The organism is Clostridium putrefaciens (assembly GCF_900461105.1).
Taxonomy (GTDB): domain Bacteria; phylum Bacillota; class Clostridia; order Clostridiales; family Clostridiaceae; genus Clostridium_L; species Clostridium_L putrefaciens.
This window is the reverse complement of the sequence record NZ_UFWZ01000001.1, coordinates 2,304,248-2,330,663: the sequence shown is the minus strand read 5'-3', so window position 1 is coordinate 2,330,663 and position 26,416 is coordinate 2,304,248. Positions and strand designations below refer to the sequence as shown.

The window sequence follows — 26,416 nt, the reverse complement described above, 5'->3', positions numbered from 1 at the left end:
TAATAAAGCTCTTCTTAACCTCTTATTTTGTTATGTCATAATAGATTAAATAAGGTCCTTTAGAAACTAGGGTGTAACTTTATATATAACCCTATATTTAGAATGTTACTCCCTTTACCCCAAAGGTAGATCCTAAAATTGGAAATCTAGACTTTTCGTAGATGGAAAGATTCTCTTCGTCTATAATAAGAGATTTGTGAATATAAACATTTATTTGTTTATATTCATAAAGTTTGTAATCATTTTGATTGTCTAAAGTTTTTAAAATCTCAATCCAGAGATTTTTAACAGAACCACTTCAGCCAACATTTGATGTTACTGTCTTTATAACAAAAAAACCATTTTTCTTTGTAGCTGCTTTTAAAGATTTATCATCGATTATCATATTTTTACCTCCCTATACTTATACCTAGTATAGGTATATTATAGCCATCTTTTTAACTTGAGTCAATATTAGTTAAAAAAAGTAACTTATTCACAAAAAATGATGTTTACAATGACGCTGAATGGATGTATACTAGTGTATATACACTAGTATATTAAAGGGGGAAATATTTATGGAAAATAAATTAGAGAAAATGGTGCTTACTTCGATATTTATAGCCTTTTCAATAATAATACCTATACAATTTGGATTTTTAAGAATTAACATACCGCCATTTTCCGCAACTTTAGCTTCTCATGTACCCATGTTTTTTTCTATGTTAATATCACCAGCAAGTGCTATTGTGGTTGGGATTGGATCAGCTGTAGGATTTTTGTTAGCGGGGACACCTCTTCCGGTAGTTGCAAGAGCTAGTATGCATATTATAGTAGGCTTTATAGGAGCCACAGCTATAAAAAGAGGTATATCATTTAAGCAGGTTGTAGTTATTACATCACCAGTACATGGTATATTAGAAGCATTAGCAGTGATGCCTTTTGTTGGATTTAATGCTTTTTATATTTTGGTTGTAGTTATGATTGGAACCATGATACATCATATAGTAGATGGATTAATATCTTATGTATTATTAAAAAGTTTGTCAAGCGCTATGAAAAGAGATATGACAATGAGTATTTTAAAGCAATAACTAATAAATTTAATATTAAGGTAGATTAAAAAAGCTTTTTTAAGTTAAAATAAAAAAGCTTTTTTTATTTATATATTTATAACTTTTAGAACTTAACATAAGTTACCCTTAGACTCACGTGGAGTTTTCTTATAAGGAATACATTTCCCCATCTGAGTCTTAAAAGAACTTATAAAGGGGCGTAGCAGCCGTAATACTCCACCTTGAAAAGGATAGGTATGTTACGGATGGTATCCATCGGATAAGATAATATCATATAAATGTAAAAGTAACTGTAATTTTAAAATAAAAGTACTTTAAATAAGATAAACATTTTATAATTTAACAATAATGTCATCTAAGGTTCTTAAAGCGATAGAAAAGGTATCTTTTGATTTTTTAGAACTTATAGCACAACACTTTGGCCTAGTAGCTATATCTTCTAATAACTTTTCAGGTAACTCAAGTATACGTTTATCAAACCCTTTACTTTTTAATAGGCGGTTTACTATATCATACTTTGAAGAATAATCTTCACTAGAAAGATTATATATACCATAATTATCTGTTTTTATAATTGTATTAATAAAAAAGGATAAGTCTTTCATTGATGTTACATTAGTTTTTTCAAGGGAGCAAAGTACAATAGGTGACGGATTATCTAACATCTTTAGTATAGAGCATTTGTAGGAGTCGATAATCCAAGAAGTTCTAATAATGAAAAAGTTATTTAAAAGAGTTCTTATTAAATTTTCACCCTCAAGTTTAGTTTTTCCGAAAATATTTATTGGATCACAAATATCAGTTTCAACGTAGGGTAAGGACTTATGATCGCCATAAACATAGCTAGTAGATATATAAACTAGAGGGATATTAAATTTATAACACATAGAAGCTATGTTTAAGGTGCCTAAGGTATTGGTTGAGTATGCTAAGGACTCATTTGCTTCACAATAATCAACATCAGTTATAGCGGCTGTGTGAAGTATTATATCAGGATATATTTTGCATATAATATCATAAATTTTAACTTTATCAGTTACATCAAAATCATCTTTAGAAAAAGAATATATTTGATGTTCATCACTAAGTGAAGTAGTTAAATAGCTACCTATATTTCCATTACCACCGGATATTAAGATTTTCAAATTATCACCTCATATATTTAATTTGTATATAAAAAGTATTTAGTTTAGGTACTTAAAAAGAGTGTAATATATCAGTAAATTTTACATCTTAGACTGTTATTTTTTTTAGTATGCATTATAATAATAAAAGAAGGTTTTTTATGCTCTTATTATTTATCAAGTGATTCTTGGGCTCAGGTGGAGTTTGCTTATAAGGAATACATCTCACCATCTGAGTCTTAGAAGAACTTATCGAGGGGTGTAGCAGCCGTCACCCACCACCTTGAAGAGGAGGGGGGGTTACGGATGGTAGCCATCGGATAAAAGCCATATTAAAGTATATGATAAGCTTATTGAAATTATTGATATATGATTTTAGAAAGTGATAAAACTTAGAAAAGAGGTGCAACCTTGGAAAAACAAGCTGAATTACAATTAGAAAGAAAAAAGCTAGAGGATACTAAATCCTGGATAGAATATAAGATTGACTCTATTGAAAATGATAAAGAAGGATTACAAAAGAAAATATCTGAATTAAAAAAGGCTTCTCATGGAAGCTATAGTGAAGAATTAGAAACAAGTTTAAAGTTGTATGATATTGTTTATAAAAGTTTAGGTAACTATAAAGAAGCTTATGCAGAACCATACTTTTCTAGGATAGATTTTAGGGAATATAGAAAAGAAAAAGAAAGTTATTATATAGGAAAGTTTGGACTTGGAGACATAGAAAATGGAGAAGAAGTAGTTATAGATTGGAGAGCACCTATAGCTGATCTTTATTATAGCGGATCAGAAGGGGATTCCTATTATACAGCTCCTGTTGGAGTTATCAATGGAGATTTATCTTTAAAGAGAAGGTTTTTATATAATGAAGCTTATATAAAAGATATTTTTGATGAGGGTATAAATAATATAATAATAAGAAACCTAGAAGATGCTTCAGCTGAAAATGCTTTAGTAGATGAATTTTTAAGAATAAATTTGGAAAAGAGTACCGGAAACAAATTAAAGGATGTAGTAGCAACTATTCAAAAAGAACAAAATGCTATCATAAGAGCAGAAAAGAACTTTCCTATTATAGTGCAAGGATCAGCAGGTTCAGGTAAAACTACTGTAGCACTTCATAGACTTGCTTATCTTTTATATAGACATAAAAATAAGATAAGTGGAGAGGATATATTAGTATTAGCACCTAATAATTTATTTTTAGATTATATATCAGAACTTTTACCTAGCCTTGGTGTAGATAAAGTAAAACAAAGTACATTTGAGCAGATATCTTTAAATATACTAGGTATTAAGAAAAAGGTAGTAACTAAAGATAAAAAGTTATCCTTAGTATTAGAATCAGATGTTGAAGACGTTAAGTATATAACTAACTCTAGTAGAGTAAAGGGAAGCATTGTTTTTAAAACTATATTAAATAGGTACATTCAATTATTAGAAAGAAAAGATGGAAATATTAAAGACATAAAGGTAGAAGATTATGTGTTATTTGAAAGTAAGGAGATAAAAAGATTATTTTTAAGAGACATGTCAAACCTTCCTATAAATAAAAGAAAAGAAGAAATAAAAAGGTACTTTACTTTAAAACTTAAAGAAAAGATAAATGATATTATGGCAAGAATAGACTTTTTTTATGATTATACAATTGCTAGGACAAAAAGGACTATGGAGGATGGCGCAGAAAGAAGGAAACGAATCATTGAAATATATGATGAGAGAGATGAAAAAAAGAAAAACATTAAAAGAGAGTCAAAAAAGTCATTTGAATCCTATTTTATAAATTGGGGTAACCTAGACTCCCAAGATCTTTATTACAATATGTTCGAAAATGAAGATGTATTTTATGAAGCAACATCAGATAAGATTCCAAAAGCTTTAGGCGAATATATGAAAAATGAAATATTAAAAAATAAAGAAGAAAATATCATAGATAGTGACGATTTAGCAGCCATGCTTTATATAAAGTTTAAAATAGAGGGTGTACCTGAAAAGTATAAATTTCAACATGTGGTTATAGATGAAGCACAAGATTACAGCTATTTCCAACTAGAAGCCCTTAAAAATATAGCAAAAGCTGAGTCTTTTACAATTGTTGGAGATCTTGGGCAAGGCATATATTATTATAAAGGGATTGATAATTGGACTACTGTAATAAAAGAAGTGTTTAACGGGAATTGTAGTTATATGCCCTTAAAACAAAGTTATAGATCAACTGTTGAAATTATTGAATTTGCAAATAAGGTCTTAAAAAAACAAACAAATAACTTAGATCCAGCAATACCTGTACTTAGAAGGGGTAAAGAACCTAAAATAATTAAGTTTCAAAATAATAAAGATTTTGCACAAAAGATAGATCAAATAGTTAAAGAAGTTAAAGAAATGGGAAAGAGTAGCATAGCTATAGTAGGTAGAACCTATAAAGAATGCAAAAAGATAAGTGATTATATGAAAAAATATAGTGAGAATTCTTGGGATTTAATAAAAGATGGTGACAAAAGCTTGAAGATTGAAAGGATAATAATACCTTCTTATATGACAAAGGGACTAGAATTTGATTGTACTGTAGTTTATAATTGCAATGAAGATAATTATACTAATGAGGAGATAGATAAAAGGCTACTTTATGTGGTTCTAACAAGGGCTTTACATTTAGAATATATATTTTATAATGGAAATATATCACCTCTTTTGGAGAAGTCTTCTTTAGTATAATCAATAAGTTTACAAATGTGTTGAATATATAATTTGTAATATGTTAATATATATTCATTGATTAATAAACTTTTTTACTCTATATTTGTTATTAGGATAAAGAATTTTATGAACTATATAAGAAGGCTAAATTAAAATATAAATTTAGTCTAGTTTATAGTCTTTAAGTTAGATGAAAATGAGGTGAAGATTTGGAAGAAAAAGAAATAATGTCATTTAAAGATGAAGAAGGCAACAAAGTTGATTTTGAAGCTATAGCAAGAATTTATCTAGAAGAGAAAGAAAGTGAGTATCTTATTTTATCAGAGGTAAATGGTAATGAGGATGATGCTTTTATATTTAGAGTAGATAGATTTGAAGATAAAGAAGAATTAAACTTAGTAGAAGATAAAGATGAGTTTGAAGCAGTAAAAAAAGAATATAAAAAGTTGTTATATTAAAATAAATGTTAAGGGGTATTATAATGAAAAAAGATGAAATAATTGATTTTTTACTAGAAAGAGAAATAAGTGAGGTAGAAGAAATACCTTACAAAAATGATATATTAGTTTTAAGAGCTTACTATGATTTTGATGAAGAAGAAATGAAATCAGCTAAAGCTTATGCTAATGATGAGTGTAAATCTGAAGAAGAAGACAATGAATGGTATGATGATTTCTTACTTCCTTATCTTAGCGATGTAGCTATAGATAATGTTGGAGAGCTTGTAGAAGACCTTATGGAAGAGTTTGAAGTGGAAGGTCAATATGTATCTTATGACATACCTAAGGAAAACTGTAAGTATAATGAATTTATATTAGCTGTATGCTCTAAAAATAAAGAGTTAGATATAGAAGATATTCTAAACGAATTGAATTTATAAAATAAGGGTTTTCAAATGGATACAATTACTGGTTGTGATACATTTTATGATTGAATCTATAGAGAGAATAATTATAGTGTAAATGAGAGGCTTGTATAAAAATAAATATTATAAAATATATATAAGGAAGTATACCACTTAATTTATGACCTTTATGTTTATAATATATTATTAATTTATACAAGTCTTTTATATTTTATTTGGATATTTTTAAAATTAAACATTTAAAGAACTGAGGAGTCAATCTAAATATTTATAATATCTAACAATAAGCTTGTCCAATGCCTCACTACATTTAACAACACAATTGTCAGTAGGTTTTCTTGTGGATAGTAACTTATATAAATCATTTTTTAAAGATTCTATTTGATCTGCTAATATATCTTTTTCCATCTGCACGCCTCCAAAACTAGTATGTTACTTAGACTATTTTATCAGAATTTGAAAAATATAAAAGTAAAAGTTTTAGTCAAAATACTACAAAATAATACAAAAACATACATAGTTATATATAAAAGTACCGTAAAGTATAAAATAAACACATTTAAAATATTAATTAAGATTATAAATGAGATAATAATATAAAAGATTATATATTTGTGTTTGTAATTTTACTTTAAATAATGTTTAATATAATGTAGATACTAATTTCAAAATACATTAATTAAATTATAAGTTTTAATTTAATTAATGTTTAATATACTATATAGAAATTATCAAAACAAGAAATTGTTTTGATATTATATTTTATGTAAAACATATGAGAAAGGATGATATTATGAAAATTGAAGATGTAATTAATAGAATAAACATTTTATATAAAAAAAGTAAAGAGGAAGGCTTAACTGAACAAGAAACACTTGAACAAAAAGAGTTAAGACAAAGATATATAAATAACGTTAAAACTAATTTTAGAGCGCAATTAGAAACTATAGAGAAAAAGTAAAATTAAAATATGTAAGATGCTTTTATTAAATTAAAGCTTAGGGGTGAAAAGATGACAGTTACAGTAGAGAAGTTAATAAAGGATTTTAAATTAGAAGTTTTATCTGAAGGTAAAAAAGGAATAATGATAAATACTAGTGACTTTAATAGGCCCGGATTACAACTTTCAGGATTCTATAATTATTTTTCTAAAGATAGAATTCAGATAATGGGTATGGCAGAATGGAGCTTTATAGATGATATGCAAGTAGAGCTTAGAAAGAAAAGGCTTAAAAAGTATTTTACATTTGAAACTCCTTGCTTAATACTAACAAGGGACTTAGATCCTCATAGTGAATTACTTGAGAATGCTACTAAGTGCAATAAGTGGGTTTTAAAAACCAATATGATATCTACAAAGTTTATAAGTAAACTTACTACCTATCTTGATGATAAGCTAGCTCCAGAAACTAGAGTACACGGCGTATTATTAGATATTTATGGCATAGGTATATTAATAACAGGTGAAAGTGGAATAGGTAAGAGTGAAACAGCTTTAGAACTTATAAAAAGAGGACATAGGCTGGTTGCGGATGATGCAGTAGATATAAAAGAAATTGATGGGATACTAAAGGGAAGATCTCCATATATAACCTTTGGTATGTTAGAGGTAAGAGGTATGGGAATTATAGATGTCCCAGCTTTATATGGTCTTAGCTCAGTATTAAATAATAAAACGATAAAACTTGTTATAAGTTTAGAACATTGGAAAGATGAAGATGTATATGATAGACTTGGTATAGATAAGGAATATGTAGATATACTAAATGTTCCTGTAAGGAAAATAACAGTACCTATAAGGCCTGGAAGAAATATAGCTGTTATAGTAGAAGCAGCAGCGGCAAACTATAGATACAGCCATATGTCAAGTGTTACTCCAGCTGAAATAATAGACCAAAGAATGGAGATGGATATACATGAAGATGACTAATCATAAAGATGATTTAAGAATTATATCTAAAAATAAAAGGAAAGAATTATCCACTCTAGATAGAAAGCATTACGATAGTTTAATATTAGAGAATGTTTTAAATGATCAAAAGTTTAAAGATAGCAATACTATTTTTATATATGTAAGTTATAAGGATGAAGTAGATACACATGAAATAATTAAAAGTGCCCTTTTATTAAACAAAAAGGTATGTGTACCATTGATTATATCTAAAAAAGATGGTATGGAAGCAATATATATAAATTCTTTAAAGGATCTTGAAGCTAATTATATGGGGATACTAGAACCCAAATATAATAAAGACAATGTAGCTAAAGCGGAAGATATTGATGTTGTGTTTGTGCCTGGATTAGCGTTCGACACAAATGGTGGGAGACTTGGCTATGGTGGAGGATTTTACGATAGGTTTTTAAAGAATCTAAAAAAGCAAGCTGTAAAAATAGCATTAGCTTATGAAAATCAGATAGTAGATTATGTTCCGATGGAACCATTAGATGTAAAAACTGATTATATAATAAGCAATAAAAAATAAAAGTTAATTACACATTTGTATTTAACTTAGAATTCATGTAAAATGTAATTATTGGTAAAGTTCTTGCTAAAACTTATAAAATGAATGGGGGTAAACTTATGTCAACGAGTAATGAACAAAAAAATGTATTGACTAAAACTTACGATTCTGCTTGGGATAAGTATTCAAAAGATGACCTACAAAAGGTATTCGCTTTAAGCGATAGATATAAAGAATTTATATCTAAATGTAAGACAGAACGTGAATGTGTTACAGAATTTATAAAGCTTGCTGAGGCAAAGGGTTACATCGACATAGAAAAAGTTATTTCAGAAGGTAAAACATTAAAACCAGGAGATAAAGTATACGCAAATAATAAAGGTAAAAACTTAGCTATGTTCTTAATAGGTGAGGAAAAGATGGAAAAAGGTCTTAGTATATTAGGAGCGCATATAGATTCTCCAAGACTTGATTTAAAGCAAAACCCATTATATGAAGATACAGACCTTGCTCTTATGGAAACTCACTATTATGGCGGGGTTAAGAAATATCAATGGGTTACTATTCCTTTAAGTGTACATGGAGTTATGGTTAAAAAAGACGGAACTACTGTTGAAATAGTAATAGGTGAAGATGATAATGATCCAGTTATAGGAATTTCAGATCTTTTAATTCATCTATCAGCAGATCAGATGGATAAAAAGTTAGGGAAAGCTATCGAAGGTGAAGACCTTAATATATTAGTTGGAAGTATGCCATTAGAAGATAAAGATTCAAAAGAAAGAGTTAAGAATAATATATTGAAATTATTAAATGAGAAGTATGGCATCATAGAAGAAGACTTTGTGTCAGCAGAACTTGAAGTAGTTCCAGCTGGTAGAGCAAGAGATTATGGATTTGATAGAAGTATGGTTATGGGTTATGGACATGATGATAGAGTATGCGCATACACTTCTTTCGAAGCAATGATAGGGATGGAAAAATCAAAGAAAACTTATGTAACTTTATTAGTAGATAAAGAAGAAGTAGGTAGCATAGGTGCTACAGGTATGCAATCGAGATTCTTTGAAAATGTAGTAGCAGAAATTATGGATAGAACTTCTGATTACAGTGAGTTAAAACTTAGAAGATGTCTTTCAAATTCAAAGATGTTATCTTCAGATGTTAGCGCTGCATATGATCCTAACTATCCATCTGTTATGGAAAAAAGAAATTCAGCATACTTTGGAAAAGGATTAGTATTTAACAAATACACTGGATCTAGAGGAAAAGGTGGATGCAACGATGCTAATGCTGAATACATTGCAGAACTTAGAACGATAATGGATAAACATAATGTAACATGGCAAACAGCTGAGCTTGGAAAAGTGGACCAAGGAGGCGGAGGAACTATTGCATACATCCTTGCTGAGTATGGCATGGAAGTAATAGACTCAGGTGTAGCACTTCATAATATGCATGCTCCATGGGAAGTAGCTAGTAAGGCAGATATTTATGAGGCAATGAGAGGGTACTGTGCATTTTTAATAGAAGCATAAATCCTTAAAAAATAAAAAAAGTAAGAATCTTAAGTTAAGATTCTTACTTTTAATGTTATCCAGTATTAATATATTTAACTTTTAACATTGCTGTGCAGAATTCTACCATCCTCTTAGGTGGAGTATAGTTCACTATATAGGAATATAAAAAGTAAGATGAAGTATTAAACTTTAAGGTTACCTTAAATAAAGATATTTATAAAGTCTTCGAGTTCTTTTAAGGTACTATCCATAGAGCCTATATATCCATGCTTAACATCATTTTCGATTCCATGAAAATCTGACCCACAACTTATAAGTTTATTATTTTTTAGAGCTATATTTATATATTTTTCTTGTTCTTCTAAAGAGTTTAGATAATATATAGCCTCTAGTCCATGAAAATTTAATTTTATTATATCTTCTATAGGCGTCTTTTTAATTAACTTTGGATGGGCTAAGATTACTATTGCATTTAAATCTCTTAGTAGGTTTATGCCTTCTAGAAGAGAAATTTTTTTGTTTTGAACGTAAGCAACACTATCTTTATCTATAATATTTTCAAAGATGTATTGAAAGGTATAAGGATAACCCTTATCAATTATAGCCTTGGCTATATGGGGCCTTGCAACTACTCCCTTAGCAGTCTTTTTAACATCTTCGTAATCTAATTTAATATTAAAAAACTCATCTAAATTAGAAACCATCTTTTTTGCCCTATAGATTCTATAATCTTGTATTTCGGATAAAAGGTTTTGAAAGTTTGGATCCTTATAAGAATCGTCAGTAAAGTATCCAAGGATATGAATGCTTTCATCATTATGTATGGTGGAAAGCTCTATACCGGGGACAACTTTAATGTCTAATCTATCACCTTGCAAAATGCCTTCATAAAGAGAGGATGTTGTATCATGATCTGTTATAGCCATCAAGCTTAAAGATTGTGATTTTGCTAACTTAACTAATTCCTTAGGGCTAAGTCTTCCATCGGAAGCATTGGTGTGTAAATGAAAATCTGCGTGTATATCCATAGTCTCACTCCTTCTTTTATTAAGTATATATAAAATAAATAAACTACTCAAACATTAAAGTGAAAGTTCAATAGTTTATTTTAACCTTAAAAGAAAGAGTTATGATATAAGATATATTATATAATGTTGAAAAATAAGTATATATTTTATAAAGGTTTATCTATTTTATATTTGGAAAAGTTATATAAATTATAAGCCACAGGAATATTATTCATGGATATGAAGTCCATTGGCTTATTACCATCCCATGGGTAAATTGAAACAAAGTCAGAGTCATAAACATTTATTACATATTTCACAGAATTAATGTTTATAAATATCTTATAACAAGGAACTTTATCGATACCATAAGGATCATCTATGAAGTCATCTGCATTTAATGAAGAAAAAAAGTTGATTAATACATCCATATCATCTTTATCAAGTGAAGATTCTTTATGAAGATTAGTTTCATACAAAGTAGACAAAAATTCTTTAGATTCACCTAAGCTATTAAATAAGCGTTCTGTGTAAAAGTGGTTACTAGGTTTAGAATTAAAGGATAAATTGGCATCAGAAAAAGTGCAACTAACAAGAAGCACTGAGCTTATTAATATAGATATTATTATATAGGATAATTTCAAGGAAATTCACCTCACAATCATTTTAAAATAAAAATATGAAGAAATATATATTAATATTACTTTTAAACAAAGAAATAAAAATAAATTAAAAGTATTAATATTTATATACGAAAGTGTTAATAAAAGTTATAAATCCTTAACAGAATATTAATACTATTCTACCGTAAAATATGATATATTTATATTGTAGAAATATAATAATAAATATAAGTAATCTAACCCCTTATTTATACAACCCTTTTAATTTAAAGATATTGGTATCCCCCACCAATATCTTTTTTAATTTAAAAAAAAGGATACTAGAAATGGTAGTCATAAAAGATACTGATTCATATTATAGAGTAATGGAGGTATTTATTATGATTAACTTTCAAGATATAGGACTAATGTCGGCTGTAGTTATGGGATTATCCCAGGTAGCTAAAGAGCTTGGAGTAAAAGTTAAGTTAATACCATTACTGAATCTAATACTAGGAATTATGGCAGGGATTTTCTATATATCACCAGGAAACTTTAAAGTGGGTTTACTTTCAGGTATTACCATTGGCCTTTCAGCTTCAGGATTCTACTCTGGGGTTAAAAATGTGAGGCAAGAATTTCGGGGATAAAGATAAAGAAAATCATTATTTCAGATTACTATGTTTTAAGGTTTTATCCATGAGTTAAAATTACTATAACTCATGGATTTTTTATTGAAATAGTTTAGAAAAGTCTACCTAAAACCATAGGCTATGAATATAAAAATACTGATATTTAATATTTTAGTTCTTTAATATAGTTCATTATTTTAGGTGTCCAGGCATCAAAAAGATTAGGTTCCTCTTTTTTTAGAACTTCTAAAAATGGATCTAGTATTTTAAGTTTATACATACCCTTTGATAGATGCCTTGGAAAGTCTCTATCCTTAGTATAAAATTTCTTAGGATCAATAACCTTTAAATTTCCGTTTGGTTGAACAAAAATATCCTTACACCTTAAATCTATTTTGGTAAAGTTCAACACTTTAAATTCCTTCAATAATTCAATAATTCTCTTGCCTAGTTCATCATTGAAACCATGTTTTCTTATGTATTTTGGTAACATATCGCCATCTACATATTCTCTTATCATGTAGTTTTCACCTATGTCATATATCCTAGGAAAGTATTTATTACCATTTACCTTTTCCAAAATGATGTATTCACCAATAAAGCTTTTAATATTGAAACAAATTTTTATAACATTCCCATCTGGAAGTAGATATACTATGCCATTATGACCTTCACCTAGAAACTTACAATCTAAAAGATTAATATCAAAATCATAGTAAGGATTTACAATTAACTCTTTATTTTTATGCATATGGAACCTTCTATACATTACTTATCAATTATATTTATGATGGTAGGTTTAGGAATATAACGTATTACCTTAATATTCAAAGCTAGATTCAATAAAATAGACAATGTTTTAAAATAAAAGCTGAATAGAATGTATATAGAATAAGTATAAGGCAGCTACTTGATTTTAAAAATTAACTATAAAGTGTAAGGGGAAGTGATATAATAGTATATAAAGTATTTCATGTACAAGGAGTTTTAAAAGATGAAATATTTAAAGAGTGAAAGTATTATGACAAAATAGTGATGGCAGCTTTTAGTCCTATGTAATAACGTGATAACATAGTTGTTGGTAGATATTTAAGGTGAGAATGGAGGATTTCTAATGAATGGTTATATTTGCCATAAGTGTGAGGTTGTAAAGGTGTTTAATAACAATGTATTATTAGTAAATGAAAAAGATATTGAAAAGATTCTATTTAGAAAAGGCATAGGTTTTGGACGAAAGACTGGCGATATAATAAGTTCAGGTGAAAAGGTAGAAAAGATTTTCACTATAGAAGATAAAAATAATTATGATAATTTTAAACAATTAATGAGTTATGCAGATAAAGAAATAATTGCTTTAAGTGAAGAGGTAATAGTCATGATATCTAATGAACTTTCAGAAGAATTAGATGAAAAGATACACATATCACTAACGGATCACATATTATTTGCTCTTAAGAGGTTAGAAGGCAATGAAGAAATAGAAAACCCTTTTCTTGCAGAAACAGAAATACTCTATAAAACAGAATTTGATATTGCAAAAAAGGCAACTATTATTATTGAAAAAGCAAAAAAAATAAAGATACCTGATGGAGAGGTAGGATTTATAGCTTTACACATACATTCTGCAAGAAATAATGGAAAATTATCTAATACCATAAAATATAATTTTGTATGCAATAGTGTGGTAGAGTTTTTAGAAGAAGAAATAGATATAGAAATAGATAAAAAGTCTTTAGATTATGCAAGATTTGTAACACATATAAGGTTTGCAATAGAACGATTTTTGAATAATAAGCCCATTAAAAATGAACTTATTTCAGCTATTAAAAAACAATATAAGTCTTCTTATGAAATAGCAAAGAAATCAGCTAAAATAATTGAACAGCAACTTTATATTGATATAACAGAAGATGAGATAGGGTATTTATCAATGCATATTGAAAGATTAAGGCAGGCAAGCCGTAATAATTATAATTAAATTTATAGTATATCTTAGTATAAAAGGTTAACAGTAATATATTGACAAACGCATAATCCTATTATATAATTAAATTAATAATTAAATATACTTATGTGAAATCATTTATTAGCGTGTAACCTATTAATAATAGGGCAAAAGCTGAAAGGGAATTAGAATTCTAATCCTTTTTGGCTTTTTTTATTTATTGAATTTTAATGCTAAATATAATTATTGTGTTAAAAAAAGGAGGTGGATAACAAATACGCTGAATGTAAGGAATATATTGAATGTTGCTAGAGGTTTAAGTTAATAAGTATGATTTTCCCAAGTAGTGTATTAATTTATAAAAATAAAATGGAGGGATAAAGATGGAAAATGGTAAAAATAATTTGCAAGGGTTATTTACTAGTGTTATGAAAGCTTTAATTGCACCAATTATAGTATTACCAGTGGCTGCAATATTATTTAAGATTGGTGATGCAAATGTATTAAATATTCCTTGGATTAAAGAGATAGGTGTTGCAATATTTAAAAACCTAGGAATTATATTTGCTGCAAGTATTGCTGTAGGTATTGCTGAAGGTAATAATGGAGTTGCAGCTATATCAGCTGTTGTTGGGTATTTTGTATTAACTAGTGTTGCTAAAACTATAAATGTGGATATTAATGCATCTATGCAGGTATTTGCATGTGTAGCATCAGGACTTGCAGCTGGCCTTTTATATAATAAATATAAAGATATTAAGTTACCACAAATATTAGGGTTCTTTGGAGGAAAGAGATTTGTTCCAATAGTTACATCTTTTGTAGGATTAGTTTTAGGACTTATAACAGGATTTATTTGGCCTTAATTTTAAAGAAGATTTATTAAGCCTATTTACAAATAAAATGGAGGGATAAAAGATGGCAAAAAGTAAAGATAAAGTTTTAGGTTTTTTACAGAAATTAGGCAAGTCATTAATGATACCAATAGCAGTATTACCAGCAGCAGCATTATTACTTAGATTTGGTGATGCTGACTTATTAAATATACCTTGGATTATGAAGGCTGGAGCTGCGGTATTTGATAATCTACCTATTATTTTCGCATTAGGAATAGCAACAGGATTTGCTGAGGATAATGATGGAATGGCTGCTGTTTCAGCACTTATTGGATATTTTATTATAAATGGAGTAGCTCTTAGTTTTAATAAGACTATTAACATGGGCGTTTTTGGAGGTATTATTGCGGGTATAACAGCAGGGTTATGTTATAACAGGTTTAAGGATATAAAACTTTCTAATAAGTTAAAACTTATTACCGTAAATAGGCTCATACCACTTATTACCTTGTTTGTATTCATAATTATTGGAATTGCACTAGGGTTTATATGGCCTCCTATTCAAAAGGCATTAGATAGCTTTGCTAACTTTATGGCCCAAACAGGTCCTGCTGGTGCATTTGGATTTGGATTCTTTAATAGATTGTTAATTCCTTTTGGATTGCATCATATAGTAAATACTGTTTTTTGGCAACAACTAGGATCATTTACAACTGAAGCTGGTAAAGTAGTTATGGGAGATTATAATAGATTTTTAGCAGGAGATCCCATGGCTGGTGCATACTTAACAGGATTTTTCCCTATCATGATGTTTGGACTTCCAGCTGCTTGTTTAGCTATGATTACCACAGCTAAAAAGGAGAAGAAAAAGGTAGTTGCAGGGATGCTAATAAGTCTTGCAATAACATCTTTTTTAACTGGTATTACAGAACCAATAGAATTTGCATTTATGTTCTTATCACCAATGTTATATGGAGTACATGCACTATTAACAGGGGCTGCATTAGCAATTACTAATGCCTTTGGAATGCGTAATGGATTCGCATTTTCAGCAGGTGCTACTGACTTTTTCATAAATTGGGGTAAAGCAACAAAACCATTAAGCATCTTAATTGTAGGACTTATATTTGCAGTTATATATTACTTTGTATTTGTATTCTTTATTAAGAAGTTTGACCTTAAAACTCCAGGTAGAGAAGATGATATAGAAGATGATGCTCCTTTAAATAATTTAAACTTAGACGAAAAGGCTTTAAATATATTAGCATCTATAGGAGGTAAGGAAAATATTGATTCCTTGGATGCTTGCATAACAAGGATAAGAGTAACTCTAAAAGATCCTTCAAAATTAGATGAGATAAGATTAAAGAAAATAGGTATAAGTGGTATTATGAAGATAGGTACAAATAATGTACAAATAGTGGTTGGAACAATGGCAGATCCAATAGTTACTAGGATGAAAAAGTTATAGTATAAAGATAAATAATACTTATATTTTATGAATTTTAAGTTATTAAAAAGAGTTTAACTTATTTTTAATTTATATGGTTGTATTATAAAAGAAATAAAATAAAAACCCTTAACCTTGAAACGTAGTAGTTTCAATGAGTTAAGGGTTTTATTTACTGATTTGGTGCCGGAGGCGGGAATCGAACCCGCATGGTATCACTACCGACGGATTTTGAGTCCGTTGCGTCTGCCAGTTTCACCACTTCGGCATATCTAACAGAATCTATCATAGCATATTCTTTTTTATAATGCAACTATTTTTATTTAGGTATTTAAATAAGAATACTAAATATCTATTGTAATAAATCTTAAAAGAATATATATTAAGGTTGTATGTGAAATGTTATTTTAAATATAGAGGTATCTGAAAAGATGGCGGTGAAATATATTAAGATATAAGCTAATGTTTTTCTAGATTATAAGGGGGAAAAATATGCAAAATTTATTAAAGGGTATAATAGAAAGTAATAAAATTTATACAAAAGAAGGAACTGTTGCTTCGTACATACCGGAACTTGGGAAAGCTAATAAAGAAGATTTAGGTGTGTGCGTAGTTACATTAGATGGTAAGGAGTTTATGGCAGGGGATGCTGAAAAGAATTTTACTATGCAAAGTATGTCTAAGGTAATAGCACTAATTTTGGCTATCTTAGATAATGGCAAAAAATTAGTATTTTCTAAAGTTGGAATGGAACCTACAGGAGATAGCTTTAATTCTATAACAAGTCTTGAGGTTAAACATCCGGAAAGACCTTTTAATCCAATGATAAATGCTGGGGCTATTGCAACTACAGCCTTAATATCAGGGGAAACAGATGAAGAGAAAATAGAAAATATATTATCATTCACAAGAAAGATTACAGGAAATAAATTTATTGCAGTAAATGAAGAGGTTTACAGATCTGAAAAGGCTACAGGTAATAGAAACAGGGCTTTAGCTTATTTTATGAAAAGCAATGGATTATTAGAAGGTGATGTTGAATCAATATTAGACGTTTACTTTAAACAATGTTCTATAGAATGTAATTGTAGAGATATTGCTAGAATAGGCGCAATGTTAGCAAATGATGGTGTCTTGCCTTGGAGTGGAGAGAAGGTAATATCAAGAGAGGTAAGTCGTATAGTTAAGACTATAATGGTTACCTGTGGTATGTATGATGCTTCAGGTGAATTTGCAGTAGGTATAGGGATACCAGCAAAAAGTGGTGTTGGTGGAGGTATACTGGCATCTGTGCCGAGAAGGATGGGAATTGGAGTATATGGACCATCCTTAGATAACAAAGGAAATAGCATAGGCGGTATTAAAATATTAAAGGAATTATCAGATGAACTAGATTTAAGTATATTTTAAAGAAATACTAAAGAGTTTTAAACCAAGCGTTTAGAACTCTTTAATCTTTGTTAAATCATTGTTTAATACTAGATGTACTTTTTGATTAAATGTAAATTTAAGGCCAATTTTAATACAGTTTAAATTAAATATGATATAATTAAATCAGTTTATTCTTATAAGTTAGAGTGTAGAATAATAAAGATATTTCAAAATATATTAGATAGACTAAATAGGAGTGATTAATATGCCCCTTAGATTTTTGGATGGTGGGGAATCTCATGGAAAGGCATTGATTGCAGTTTTAGAAGGTATTCCATCTAATTATGAAGTAGATATAGATTATATAGACAATGAGTTAAAAAGAAGACAACAAGGCTACGGAAGAGGAGCCCGAATGAAGATAGAAAAAGATAGGGTTGATGTTTGGTCAGGACTTAGAGGAAATAAGACCACGGGTAATCCTATAACTTTTATAATTAAGAATAAAGATTATGAAAATTGGAGAGAATACTTTGAAAATGATGTAAAACCTGAAGACAGAATAGGCGTTGCTAGACCCGGACATGGTGATTTAGTAGGATTTCATAAGTATAAAACTGGAGACATAAGAGATAGCATTGAGAGAACATCTGCAAGAGAGACAGCTATAAGATGCGCTGTTGGTGCTCTATGTAAACAAATGCTATTAGATATAGGTATAGATATTAGAAGTAAGATTTATAGTCTAGGAGAATTTTATGACCAGAGTATAGATCTTTTTAATGATGAGGATTATGACATTATAGAAGAGAGTTCAATGCGATGCTATAATAAACATATTGAAGATGGTATGAAGTCAACTATAGATATGTGTAAAGAAGAAGGAGATACTATTGGGGGCAGGGTTTATATAGGGATAAAGGGTGTTCCGATTGGAGTTGGAAGCTATTCTAATTGGGATAGAAAGTTAGATGGTATACTATCCATGGCGATTATGTCTGTTCAAGCAGTAAAAGCTGTGTCTTTTGGGAAAGTTTTAGACTTACCTTTAATAGGAAGTATATATAATGATGAGGCATATTTTGAAGATGGAATGCTAAAAAGGGCAAGTAATAATTGTGGAGGTATAGAAGCTGGGATTTCTAATGGAGAAAATATAGAAATATATGCTGTGATAAAGCCTATACCATCTGTAAAAAAAGGACTGAATTCTGTAGATTTAATAAAGAAACAAAATGTAACTAGTCGTTATGAAAGATCGGATATATCAGCTGTAGTTCCAGCTTGTATAGTACTTGAAAATGTATGTGCGTTTCATATATTAGATGAAATTTTAAAGAAATTTCCTAGTGATGATTTTAATGAACTAAAGGAAAGTATTGAAAGATATAGAAGTGAACTACTTAAGTATTAAAATAAGATTGGGGTTCCTTTGAAATTAATATGAGGAACCCTAAATTAAATTCTATTATGAAGATGGAGGATGAACATGGAGAAATTACTAATACTAGATTCCAATAGCCTTATGAACAGAGCTTTTTATGCATTACCTCCACTTACTAACAGTGAAGGAATTCATACTAATGCGGTATTTGGTTTTACCTCAATGCTATTTAAAATTCAAGAAGAAATAAAGGCAGACTATGTAGTAGCTACCTTTGATAGGAAGGCTCCTACATTTAGACACAAAGAATATAAAGAATATAAGGCTGGAAGAAAGAGTATGCCACCAGAACTTTTTGAACAGTTCCCTTTGATAAAAGAGCTACTTTCTCTTATGGCCATAGATATTATGGAGATAGATGGGTTTGAGGCAGATGATCTTATAGGAACACTTGCTGTTTATGCTGAAAGCAAAGGCATTGAAGTTTATATAGTTACAGGAGATAGAGATGCTCTTCAACTAGCAACAGACAATGTAAAAGTTATAATAACTAAAAAAGGTATAACAGAGAAAGAAATATATGATAAAGATAGAATGATAGAAGATTTTGGGGTAACACCTACACAGTTTATAGATGTAAAGGGACTTATGGGGGATAAATCTGACAATATACCAGGGGTTCCTGGCATAGGAGAAAAAACAGCCTACAAGCTTATACAAACTTACGGTAGTGTAGAGACAGTGCTACAAAATATAGAAGAGATAAAGGGTAAAAAAGTTAAAGAAAACTTATATGAATACAGTGAGCAAGCATTATTCAGCAAAAAGCTTGCTACAATAAAAACAGATGTACCAATAGAAATGGATTTAGATTCCATAAAATCTAAAGAAAAATATGATGTTTTAGCCTTGAAAAAGCTATTTTTTAAGCTTCAATTTAAAACATTAATAGATAGACTTCCTAAAAACGAAGAAGATCAACATGAAACTCCTTTTGATGAATATGATGTAATTGAGGAGATAGAGGATCTTAAAGACTTAAAAAGTAATATAAAAGGTTTAAAGGAAAATAAGGCTTTATATATGAGCTTTGATATAATAGGTCAAGAATTATACTCAAATATAGAAATAGAAAGTATATACATAGACTTTGAAGATAAGGATTTTGTTATAAAGCTTAGTAAGCTTTTAGAAAAGGACAGAGAAAATACAATTTTAGTTCTAAAAGAATTTATGGAAGATAATAATATAAAAAAGATTTGTTATGATGCTAAAAATGCATATACTTCCTTTAGGAAAATAGGGATAACACTAGAAGGTATAATCTTTGATGTTAAAATTGCAAATTATATTATAGATTCAACAAAAGGACAACAAAGTCTGCAAGAACTTATAAATGAATATCTAGGTAGAGAAGTAAAAGGTGAAGGCGAAGGACTAAAAGCTCATGAAAATAGACTTATGGTAGAACTTTATGAGGTGCTTAAAGCAAAGATAGAAGAATTTAATATGGAAAGCCTTTTATATGAAATGGAACTTCCTTTAACTAAGGTTTTATCTTATATGGAAGAAGAAGGCTTTAGAATAAATAGAGATATGTTAGATAACTTAGGTGAAAGATTTAAATTAGAATTAGATAAGGTTCAAAAGGAAATATATAAGTTTTCAGAGGAAGAGTTTAATATAAATTCACCAAAACAGTTAGGCAAGATACTTTTTGAAAAGTTAGATTTACCGGTTATAAAAAGGACAAAAACGGGGTATTCAACTAACGCGGAGGTTTTAGAAGCTTTATCAGAAAAACATCCTATTATTAATAAAGTAACTTATCATAGGCAATTAGCTAAGATATATTCAACCTATGTAGAAGGATTAAAATCAGTAATTGACAGCGACGATAAAATACATTCAAGCTTTAATCAAACAGTTACTACAACGGGGAGGCTATCTAGTACAGAACCTAACCTTCAAAATATACCTATAAAGTACGAGATGGGTAGAGAAATAAGGAAGGTATTTGTATCTGAGAGTGAAGACTCTGTTATATTATCTGCAGACTATTCACAAATAGAACTTAGAGTACTTGCTCATATTTCAGAAGATGAAAATTTGATTTCTGCATTTAATGAGCATAGTGATATACATACAAAGACGGCATCAGAAGTATTTAATACCCCTATGGAAGAGGTAACATCTCTTTTAAGAGGTAGAGCTAAAGCAGTAAACTTTGGTATAGTATATGGAATAAGTGATTTTAGCTTATCAAAGGATTTAAAAATTTCAAAAAAAGAAGCAAAGCAGTATATGGATGCTTATTTTGAAAGATATCCTAAGGTTAAAAAGTACATGGAAGATATAGTTATTACGGCTAAAAAGGATGGGTATGTTACCACTCTTTTAAATAGAAGAAGGTATATACCAGAAGCAAATGCATCTAACATGATAGTTAGAGCATCAGGAGAAAGACTTGCTATGAATGCACCTATACAGGGGACAGCAGCAGATATAATAAAACTTGCTATGGTAAATGTACAAAAAGAATTATATAAAAGAAATATGAAAAGTACACTAATACTTCAAGTTCATGACGAACTTATATTAAATGTTTATAATGATGAATTAGAAGAGGTTAAAAATTTAGTAAAAAGAGAAATGGAAGAAGTATTAGACCTTTCCGTAAAATTAGAAGTAGATATAAATGTAGGTAAAACATGGTATGAAGCAAAATAAGTAATATATAATTTAAAAGTAACTGGTGATTTAGGCAATAAACAATATTAAAGGAGGCACCATCATGTTAAAGATAGGACTTACAGGGGGCATAGCAACGGGAAAAAGTACTGTATCATCTATGATGAAAGATGAAGGATTTGCTTTTATTGATGCAGATATTGTATCAAAGGAAGTATTTACGCTATATCCTTCACTTACAGAAGAACTAAAGCGTACCTTTAGTGAAACATTTTTTAATGAAGATGGTGCCCTAAAACGAAGAGAGTTTGGAAATTATATATTTAAATATAGTAAAGAAAGAATAAAATACGAGAATATTATAATACCTTTAATAAAAGATAGAATTATAGAACTTTTTAAGGAATATGAAAAACAAGGTGAAAAAGTAGTGATTTTAGACGCACCTACACTTATAGAAAATAATATGCAAGATTATGTGGATTATATAATCTTAGTGTGGACAAATAGCAAGGAACAAATAAAAAGGTTAATGGACAGAAATAACTTTACAAGAGAAGAAGCTATGGATAGAATAAATTCTCAAATGAATTTGCAAAATAAAAAGAAGGATTCAGATTTTATTATTGATAATAGTGATAGTATAAAATCTACAAAAGAAGAGGTAGACGAATTGATAAGTTTAATTAAAATGCTAAATAATTAATATGCTAGGGGGGAGTATGAAAAATAAGAGTTTTAAGATTGCATACAGTATAATTATGATTTTTATAATTTTAATCAGTTTTTTTTATACAATAAAAAATTTCATTTATCCATATAAGTATAGAAACTTTATAGAACGTTATAGTGAGGAATATAGCTTAGATCCTCTTATGGTTGCTGCAATTATAAAGACAGAAAGTGGGTTTAGAAAAGAAGCAAGATCTGATAAAGATGCGGTAGGACTTATGCAAATAACGGAAGATACTTCAAAGTGGGCAGCTGAAAAGATGGATATAAAAGATTTTAATGTAGAAAGCTTGAAAGATCCTGAATTTAATATAAAAATGGGATGCTGGTATCTAGATAATCTAAAAGAAGAATTTAATGGAGATATAGATTTAGTTTTAGCTTCTTACAATGGTGGTAGAGGCCATGTGCAAAAGTGGCTCAAAGATACAAGGTATTCGAAAGATGGTAAAAATTTAAGTTACATACCTTTTAAAGAGACTGATAAATATATAAAAAAGGTTAAAGTAAATTATAATATATATCAATTTATATATAATTAATATACATAAAATACATTAGGAGGAGACTAATGAGAGAATATAATAGTCTTGATATAGCAAAGGCTTCAGTAAAAATGGCCATATCCTCAAGAAGTGAAGAGGGAAATCTTATAAAAGACTTTAATAAAGAAGAAATATTAGCAGTAGCAGTAGATATCGGAGGGAACATAACTTCATCTATACCTAAGATAATTGAAAGAGCTTTAGTAGCATCTAAGAGAACAGGTATAATAAAGGATTGTCACGTACATGAGGGTGCGGTTGCAGGAGCTACAAGAGAGGCTATAATTCAAATATCATCAAAGGCAAACGGACTTAATGTAGGCGGAAAGATAGGCATTGCAAGATCTGGTGAACATTTAAGTGTATGCATATTCTTAAGTATAGGTTTGTTACATCTAAATGAAGTAGTTATAGGACTTGGTCATAGATCTATTCCTAGTTTATAACATAAAATTTATAAATAGGGTTTGACATAAAAAATATTATTTTATATAATAAAGGTGTTTTAGTAGTATAGTAGGAACAACGTGTAGGAAGATATTATAAATTAAGTAGTGTAGTAGGAACAATGCAATAGGAAAATGTCGTAAATTAAGTAGTATAGAAATAATTAAGAATAAATTAATATAGTGAAAATAAAAGTAATGTAGAACGGTAGAATAGTAGGAGAAAACTTTTATCTTAATAGAGTAAGGTATTTTTTGTGTTAAAATATTTTGTGCTTATTAAGCCTCTCCTTTTGGAGAGGCTTTTTTTAATATAAGATAATATGAAAAAAAGGAGAATGGTAGTATGGTAGTAAAAAAGTCAAATGTATTTTTAATTTTAATTATTTCAATATTAGTAATATTTATAGGAAGATTAATTAAACCTGTAAAATTAGAGAGTAGCACAATAAAATATAAAATAGGTATATCACAAATAGCAGAACATCCTGCATTAGATATTTCAAGGGAAGGTTTTATTGAAGGATTGAATTCTAAAGGTTTTGTAAGTGGAGAAAATATAGATATAGAAATACAAAATTCACAAGGTGATATTGCTACATCACAAATGATAGCTCAAAGATTTGGAGCTTTAAAAAAGGATATTATCTTTGCAATAGGAACACCTTCGGCGCAAACAGTTTATAATAACACAAAAACAACACCTATTATAGTTACAGCCATAACTGATATAGTTTCTTCTGGAATAGTGAAATCAAAAGAAGATATGAATAATAATGTCGCAGGAACATCTGATTTGGTTCCTATTTCAAAGCAACTTGAACTTTTAAAAAAAATAATTCCAAAGGCTAAGAAGGTAGGAGTTATATATAATACAAGTGAACTTAATTCAGAGGTTCAAATAAGGAATATGAAGGATATAGCACCAAAGTATGATTTGGAAATAGTTTCAGCTGGAATAAATAATACAAATGAGCTATCGCAGGTGTTAGATTCTATAGTAAACACTGTAGATGCTTTGTATATACCAACAGACAACCTTGTAGCATCTTCAATGCCACTTATTTATTCAAAATTTTCTAGTAAGAATAAGCCCATATTTGGAGCAGAAGAGGCCCATGTAAAGTCTGGAGCTTTAGCTACAGATGGTATAAGCTATTATAATTTAGGATTCCAATCTGGAGTTATGGCAGCAGAGGTTTTAGAAGGAAAAGATATAGAGACTATGAAGGTAGAGGAACTTAAAGATACTCAAATAGTTATAAATAGACAAGTATGTAAGAAGCTTAATATAGATATACCAAAAGATATATTAGATAAAGCAATTATAGTGGGGGAGGTACAATAATATGGAATTTTTAATTAGCATTTTAGAACAAGGATTTATATTTGGTATAGCAGCGTTAGGAGTTTATATAACTTATACTATACTAGACTTTCCAGATCTTTCGGTAGATGGTACCTTCACATTAGGAGCTTCAGTATCAACTATTATGATATTTAAAGGTATAAATCCATTTGTAACACTTATAGTTTCAATCATAGCGGGAGCTTTAGCGGGACTTGTTACAGGGTTACTTCATGAAAGACTAAAGATAACTAATCTTTTATCCGGAATACTTGTAATGATAGGATTATACTCAATAAATTTAAGGATAATGGGAAAGGCAAACGTAGCTATATTTAACAATATAAACATATTTTTAGGTAAAAGTCCACTAATAATAATTACGGTATTTGTAATAATTACTAAGATTATATTAGATTTATTTTTTAAAACACATATAGGATATGCAATAAAAGGTGCTGGAGATAATGAAGCTTTAATAACTTCCCTTGGAATAAATGGTTCTAAAGTAAGGATATTAGCTCTTATGATATCCAATGGTATAGTTGCATTTTCAGGAGGAATAATGGCACAATATCAAAGATTTTCAGATATTTCTATGGGAAATGGAACTGTAATTATGGCTTTAGCTTCTATAATAATGGGACAATCATTTATTAAAAAGGAAAGTAAGATAACAGCTACAACTAAGGTAATAGTTGGATCAATAATGTATAAATTAAGCATTGGATTAGTACTTAAGATGGGACTACCACCAACAGATTTAAAGCTTATAACAGCAGTTATAGTAGTAATAGCAATAAGTATAAATAATAAGGGTATGAGTATGTTTAAAAATATTAAGGGGCTTATACTAGTAGGAGGAGAAAAAAATGCTTAGTTTAAAGTCTATAAGTAAAAGTTTTAATAAAGGAACCATAAATGAAATCAGTATATTTGAAGATTTTAATATAGATATAAAAAAAGGAGACTTCGTATCAGTAGTTGGGAGTAATGGTGCAGGTAAATCTACTTTATTGAATTTGATTTCAGGAAATATAATAGCAGATAAGGGGATAATAAGCTTAAATGAAGAAAATATAACCCATTATGAAAATTATAAAAGATCTAAACTTATAGGTAGGGTTTACCAAGACCCAGCTAAGGGTACATCACCTTCCATGAGCATAATGGAGAATTTATCTATATGTAATAATAAAGGCAAGAGATTTGGTCTTAAATTTTGCATAAAAAAAGATACAGAAAGATACTTTAAAGATGAACTTTCTATATTAAATATGGGCCTTGAAAATAAGCTTCATACAAAGGTTGGAAGCCTTTCAGGGGGACAAAGGCAGGCACTATCACTATTAATGGCAACTATGGTGAGTCCTGATGTGCTTTTATTAGATGAACATACAGCGGCATTAGATCCTAATACTTCAGAAAATATAATAAATATTACTGAAAACATAGTTAAAACTAAGGGAATTACAACTATTATGGTAACTCATAATTTAAGTCATGCAATAACCTTTGGAAATAGGCTAATATTAATGCATAAAGGGGCTATAGTAAAAGACTTAGAAGAAGATTTTAAGTCAAAACTTAAGGTAAGTGATCTTATAGAAGAATTTAAAAATGTGGCTTCTAGTAATGAGTTAAGTGATACTATGCTTCTATCTTGAACTACACCACCTAAGAGAATAAAGGAATTGCGTT

General features: G+C 29.0%; 26 protein-coding genes and 1 tRNA gene. 21 read left to right on the top strand and 6 right to left on the bottom strand.

What is annotated here, in order from left to right:
• Window positions 1-557 precede the first annotated feature (557 nt).
• Entirely contained in the window at window positions 558-1,073 is a 516-nt protein-coding gene (locus tag DY168_RS10470) for an ECF transporter S component (protein ID WP_115641698.1), read from the top strand.
• A gap of 314 nt (window positions 1,074-1,387) precedes the next feature.
• On the opposite strand, the gene DY168_RS10465 is transcribed toward DY168_RS10470, so the two are convergent.
• Complete coding sequence (locus tag DY168_RS10465) at window positions 1,388-2,200, bottom strand: SDR family oxidoreductase (RefSeq protein ID WP_115641697.1); 813 nt, start codon at window positions 2,198-2,200, stop codon at window positions 1,388-1,390.
• A gap of 390 nt (window positions 2,201-2,590) precedes the next feature.
• Here DY168_RS10465 and helD point away from each other — a divergent pair, with 390 nt between their 5' ends.
• The 3 genes from helD to DY168_RS10450 all read left to right on the top strand — a co-directional run bounded on the left by helD (window position 2,591) and on the right by DY168_RS10450 (window position 5,759).
• Window positions 2,591-4,897 carry an RNA polymerase recycling motor HelD gene (gene helD / locus DY168_RS10460; RefSeq protein ID WP_115641696.1) on the top strand — a complete coding sequence of 769 codons (2,307 nt, stop codon included), beginning with the start codon at window positions 2,591-2,593 and terminating at the stop codon, window positions 4,895-4,897.
• Window positions 4,898-5,088: 191 nt separating this feature from the next.
• Window positions 5,089-5,337: a DUF1292 domain-containing protein gene (locus tag DY168_RS10455; protein ID WP_104410142.1), complete on the top strand. Its 249-nt coding sequence runs from the start codon at window positions 5,089-5,091 to the stop codon at window positions 5,335-5,337.
• A 23-nt stretch (window positions 5,338-5,360) separates the two neighbouring features.
• Window positions 5,361-5,759 carry a hypothetical protein gene (locus DY168_RS10450; RefSeq protein ID WP_115641695.1) on the top strand — a complete coding sequence of 133 codons (399 nt, stop codon included), beginning with the start codon at window positions 5,361-5,363 and terminating at the stop codon, window positions 5,757-5,759.
• Window positions 5,760-5,999: 240 nt separating this feature from the next.
• On the opposite strand, the gene DY168_RS10445 is transcribed toward DY168_RS10450, so the two are convergent.
• Window positions 6,000-6,152 (bottom strand): aspartyl-phosphate phosphatase Spo0E family protein, encoded by a 153-nt coding sequence (locus DY168_RS10445; protein ID WP_115641694.1) that lies wholly within the window; start codon window positions 6,150-6,152, stop codon window positions 6,000-6,002.
• Window positions 6,153-6,537: 385 nt separating this feature from the next.
• Between DY168_RS10445 and DY168_RS10440 the strand changes: the two genes are divergently transcribed.
• From DY168_RS10440 to DY168_RS10425, 4 genes are all read left to right on the top strand, one after another.
• A complete protein-coding gene (locus tag DY168_RS10440) occupies window positions 6,538-6,705 on the top strand; it encodes a DUF896 domain-containing protein (protein WP_115641693.1) in 168 nt (55 codons plus the stop codon).
• 51 nt (window positions 6,706-6,756) lie between these two features.
• Window positions 6,757-7,674: an HPr(Ser) kinase/phosphatase gene (gene hprK, locus DY168_RS10435; RefSeq protein ID WP_115641692.1), complete on the top strand. Its 918-nt coding sequence runs from the start codon at window positions 6,757-6,759 to the stop codon at window positions 7,672-7,674.
• Window positions 7,661-8,227 carry a 5-formyltetrahydrofolate cyclo-ligase gene (locus tag DY168_RS10430; RefSeq protein WP_115641691.1) on the top strand — a complete coding sequence of 189 codons (567 nt, stop codon included), beginning with the start codon at window positions 7,661-7,663 and terminating at the stop codon, window positions 8,225-8,227. The genes hprK and DY168_RS10430 overlap by 14 nt, the downstream gene beginning before the upstream one ends.
• Window positions 8,228-8,325: 98 nt before the next feature.
• Window positions 8,326-9,744 carry an aminopeptidase gene (locus DY168_RS10425; protein ID WP_115641690.1) on the top strand — a complete coding sequence of 473 codons (1,419 nt, stop codon included), beginning with the start codon at window positions 8,326-8,328 and terminating at the stop codon, window positions 9,742-9,744.
• 182 nt (window positions 9,745-9,926) lie between these two features.
• Here the strand turns inward: DY168_RS10425 and DY168_RS10420 are convergent, their stop codons facing one another.
• Window positions 9,927-10,754 (bottom strand): PHP domain-containing protein, encoded by an 828-nt coding sequence (locus DY168_RS10420; protein WP_115641689.1) that lies wholly within the window; start codon window positions 10,752-10,754, stop codon window positions 9,927-9,929.
• A 146-nt stretch (window positions 10,755-10,900) separates the two neighbouring features.
• A complete protein-coding gene (locus DY168_RS10415; RefSeq protein WP_172556324.1) occupies window positions 10,901-11,377 on the bottom strand; it encodes a DUF4883 family protein in 477 nt (158 codons plus the stop codon).
• Between the two features lie 359 nt (window positions 11,378-11,736).
• Here DY168_RS10415 and DY168_RS10410 point away from each other — a divergent pair, with 359 nt between their 5' ends.
• Entirely contained in the window at window positions 11,737-11,985 is a 249-nt protein-coding gene (locus DY168_RS10410; protein WP_115641687.1) for a hypothetical protein, read from the top strand.
• Window positions 11,986-12,130: 145 nt separating this feature from the next.
• On the opposite strand, the gene DY168_RS10405 is transcribed toward DY168_RS10410, so the two are convergent.
• Window positions 12,131-12,718: a protein kinase gene (locus DY168_RS10405; protein ID WP_115641686.1), complete on the bottom strand. Its 588-nt coding sequence runs from the start codon at window positions 12,716-12,718 to the stop codon at window positions 12,131-12,133.
• Window positions 12,719-13,081: 363 nt separating this feature from the next.
• Here DY168_RS10405 and glcT point away from each other — a divergent pair, with 363 nt between their 5' ends.
• The 3 genes from glcT to DY168_RS10390 all read left to right on the top strand — a co-directional run bounded on the left by glcT (window position 13,082) and on the right by DY168_RS10390 (window position 16,219).
• A complete protein-coding gene (gene glcT / locus DY168_RS10400) occupies window positions 13,082-13,945 on the top strand; it encodes a glucose PTS transporter transcription antiterminator GlcT (protein WP_115641685.1) in 864 nt (287 codons plus the stop codon).
• Window positions 13,946-14,295: 350 nt separating this feature from the next.
• Window positions 14,296-14,778, top strand: a complete 483-nt coding sequence (locus DY168_RS10395) for a PTS transporter subunit EIIC (protein WP_207658381.1) — start codon at window positions 14,296-14,298, stop codon at window positions 14,776-14,778.
• 52 nt (window positions 14,779-14,830) lie between these two features.
• Window positions 14,831-16,219 carry a PTS transporter subunit EIIC gene (locus DY168_RS10390; protein WP_115641684.1) on the top strand — a complete coding sequence of 463 codons (1,389 nt, stop codon included), beginning with the start codon at window positions 14,831-14,833 and terminating at the stop codon, window positions 16,217-16,219.
• 160 nt (window positions 16,220-16,379) lie between these two features.
• Here the strand turns inward: DY168_RS10390 and DY168_RS10385 are convergent.
• A tRNA-Leu gene (locus tag DY168_RS10385) sits at window positions 16,380-16,466 on the bottom strand.
• A 224-nt stretch (window positions 16,467-16,690) separates the two neighbouring features.
• On the opposite strand from DY168_RS10385, the gene glsA reads away from it, so the two are divergent.
• The 9 genes from glsA (at window position 16,691) to DY168_RS10340 (ending at window position 26,382) form a co-directional block, all read left to right on the top strand.
• Window positions 16,691-17,608, top strand: coding sequence for a glutaminase A (glsA, locus tag DY168_RS10380; RefSeq protein WP_115641683.1), 918 nt, complete (start codon window positions 16,691-16,693; stop codon window positions 17,606-17,608).
• A gap of 226 nt (window positions 17,609-17,834) precedes the next feature.
• Complete coding sequence (gene aroC / locus DY168_RS10375) at window positions 17,835-18,983, top strand: chorismate synthase (protein WP_115641682.1); 1,149 nt, start codon at window positions 17,835-17,837, stop codon at window positions 18,981-18,983.
• A 69-nt stretch (window positions 18,984-19,052) separates the two neighbouring features.
• Entirely contained in the window at window positions 19,053-21,683 is a 2,631-nt protein-coding gene (gene polA, locus DY168_RS10370) for a DNA polymerase I (RefSeq protein ID WP_172556323.1), read from the top strand.
• A 64-nt stretch (window positions 21,684-21,747) separates the two neighbouring features.
• Window positions 21,748-22,350, top strand: a complete 603-nt coding sequence (coaE, locus tag DY168_RS10365) for a dephospho-CoA kinase (protein ID WP_115641680.1) — start codon at window positions 21,748-21,750, stop codon at window positions 22,348-22,350.
• A gap of 16 nt (window positions 22,351-22,366) precedes the next feature.
• On the top strand, window positions 22,367-22,918 hold the full coding sequence (locus tag DY168_RS10360; RefSeq protein WP_172556322.1) for a lytic transglycosylase domain-containing protein: 552 nt from the start codon (window positions 22,367-22,369) through the stop codon (window positions 22,916-22,918).
• 29 nt (window positions 22,919-22,947) lie between these two features.
• Window positions 22,948-23,367 (top strand): HutP family protein, encoded by a 420-nt coding sequence (locus DY168_RS10355; RefSeq protein ID WP_115641679.1) that lies wholly within the window; start codon window positions 22,948-22,950, stop codon window positions 23,365-23,367.
• A 346-nt stretch (window positions 23,368-23,713) separates the two neighbouring features.
• On the top strand, window positions 23,714-24,715 hold the full coding sequence (locus DY168_RS10350; RefSeq protein ID WP_115641678.1) for an ABC transporter substrate-binding protein: 1,002 nt from the start codon (window positions 23,714-23,716) through the stop codon (window positions 24,713-24,715).
• A gap of 1 nt (window position 24,716) precedes the next feature.
• Window positions 24,717-25,595: an ABC transporter permease gene (locus tag DY168_RS10345; protein WP_115641677.1), complete on the top strand. Its 879-nt coding sequence runs from the start codon at window positions 24,717-24,719 to the stop codon at window positions 25,593-25,595.
• The gene (locus DY168_RS10340) at window positions 25,588-26,382 is read left to right on the top strand and encodes an ABC transporter ATP-binding protein (protein WP_115641676.1); all 795 of its coding nucleotides are present in this window, start codon (window positions 25,588-25,590) and stop codon (window positions 26,380-26,382) included. Before DY168_RS10345 ends, DY168_RS10340 begins: the two co-directional genes overlap by 8 nt.
• The last annotated feature ends 34 nt before the right edge of the window (window positions 26,383-26,416 follow it).